Annotated in this window: 1 protein-coding gene and 1 pseudogene; both read left to right on the top strand. The window is 61.7% G+C overall.

The window, feature by feature from the left end; all coding sequences use genetic code 11:
• Nucleotides 1-333: 333 nt before the first annotated feature.
• Nucleotides 334-726 (top strand): annotated as a pseudogene (locus ACFWUY_RS41370) (transposase family protein); the annotation flags it as partial.
• Nucleotides 727-805: 79 nt separating this feature from the next.
• Entirely contained in the window at nt 806-1,162 is a 357-nt protein-coding gene (locus tag ACFWUY_RS41365; protein WP_384122130.1) for a hypothetical protein, read from the top strand.
• Nucleotides 1,163-1,999: the final 837 nt, after the last annotated feature.

Here is a 1,999-nt window from a genome sequence, read left to right as displayed (position 1 = left end):
AGATCTTCGGCTACCTCACACCGGCCGAGACCAGGCAGCGGCATCAACACGCCCTCGCGGCCTAACGAACGAGAGTCCAAGATCACGGGGAAACTTCAAACGCAGCGCTGCACCGCATCGTGGTCACCCGCATGCGCCAAGACGAGCGCACCCGCTCCTACCTGGAGCGACGTAGCGCTGAGGGGCGAGGTAAGCGCGAGATCATGCGCTGCCTGAAGCGCTACGTGGCCCGCGAGGTCTACGCGCTGATACGCACCGACACGATCGTATGCCACCAACGCCCTGATGACCCGTCAACCCTCACGACCGCGGCTTGACGAACATAGGGGCATCAAGCACAAGCGCCACGGCATGAACATCCAGGTCCTGACCGATCCGTTCGGGCGGCTGCTGTGGGTCTCACCCGCGCTGCCCGGCTCAACGCACGACCTGACAGCGGCGCGTAAGCACGGCATGGTCGATGTACTTGCCGCGGCCGACCTGAAGTGCTGGGCGGGCCGGGCCTATCAGGGTGCCGGCCGCCCGGTTCGGGTGCCGTTGCGGGGACGTCGGCTCAAGCGGTGGCAGCGTCGACACAACAGCACCCACGCCAAGATCCGCTGCGTCGGCGAACAAGCCATGGCCACGCTCAAGGGCTGGCGACTGCTGCGAAAGCTCCGTTGCAGCACCAACCGGATCACCGACATCATCAAGGCCGTCGTCGTCCTTCACCACACCCCGTCCTGAGGGTGGAAGAGGCTCACTTCTGTATTTTGAGTGATCTTCACTCAAGGGCGCCAGGCGATTTCCGTAGTAAGTATTAACCATGAAGATCATCACTGGATATGAGGGTCGCCTTGCCGCCCTAGCGGCTTCGCTGGTTGTGGCGGCAGGTGCATTGGTGGCAACTGTAGCGACGCCTGCAACCGCCCAGATGTGTGGGATGGGGACGAATACTGTAGGCCCTGTCTACTACAGAAACTGCAGCACTACCAGTGCAAAGATGGTTTCAGCTTTCATTCAAGAGAGCATTAATGGAACTACCTATAGTTCAAAGAGCATGGTCTGCGTGCCCAGCAATAGCTCCAAGTACGTCGATTCCGTGTACAACGATGGGTATAACTATCGCAGGATCGTTTATTGGGATGCGATGGAATATGGCACTGGAGGAACCTCGTGCTGAGCCTTAGTATTCCAGCAGGACTTTGCTGTTTGACCTGCGGGTTTCACTGGGCGGCTGGAGTGTAGCGGGAGTTCGATCGTGCGACAACGCCGCAAGTAGTGAGCCTTTTCCAACCTGATGGGCGTGTTGGCGGGAGGAATCCCATGGAGGGTCTCCACAGGCCTCGGCCGACCGTGAAACTTCTGGTCAGGAGCCCATGCCAGCTGCGAGGGCCCAACCGGCATCAGGACGCTGACCAGCGCAGATACCAGGCGGATACCAGGTTGGGAAAGGCTCACTGCCGGGGCGTCATCCGCTTTCACCGGTGTGGTTCCGTCTGGGGTGGGCGGTTCCTGCCGCAGACGGAACCCAGGCGGTGAAGGGCGGCGTCGTTCTCCCGGCAAGGCGGATGACGCCTGTGTGGCTCACAGGGAGTCTTCCCAAGTGGGTAGGCAGGTCTGAGGCACCTGACCACGGCCGTTTCGGCCACGCCCTGGCGGTGCCCGGCAGGGGCCAGCGCTCTGCGTGCGATCTCTCGGTTTCATGACAGTGGTGTGAGAGACAGCGAGGGTTTGTGCGTTGGTGCTGGTGTCGGAATCTGGGCGCAGGTCCTGGTGTTCCCGGGTTGGCCGCCCGTGGCCTGTGCATGCCGGGGTGCTGCAGGGCAGGGCAGGTTGGTTTGCTGTGGTGGTGAACGTGCTGGTCAGCGCCTTGACAGGCGGGTCATGATGGCCCTGTTTCATATTGTTTTCCGTGAGAGGAACATCGTTGATGGGAGCTGTACCGCAGCTGACTGACGTCCAGCGCCGGGCCGCCCTGGACAAGGCCATAACGGCGCGCCGGGAGCGCGCTGAGGTG

The sequence above is a fragment of the Streptomyces sp. NPDC058664 genome (assembly GCF_042716635.1).
Classification (GTDB): Bacteria; Actinomycetota; Actinomycetes; order Streptomycetales; family Streptomycetaceae; genus Streptomyces.
The sequence above is the reverse complement of the archived record's forward strand: the minus strand, read 5'-3'. Positions and strand labels throughout refer to the sequence as shown.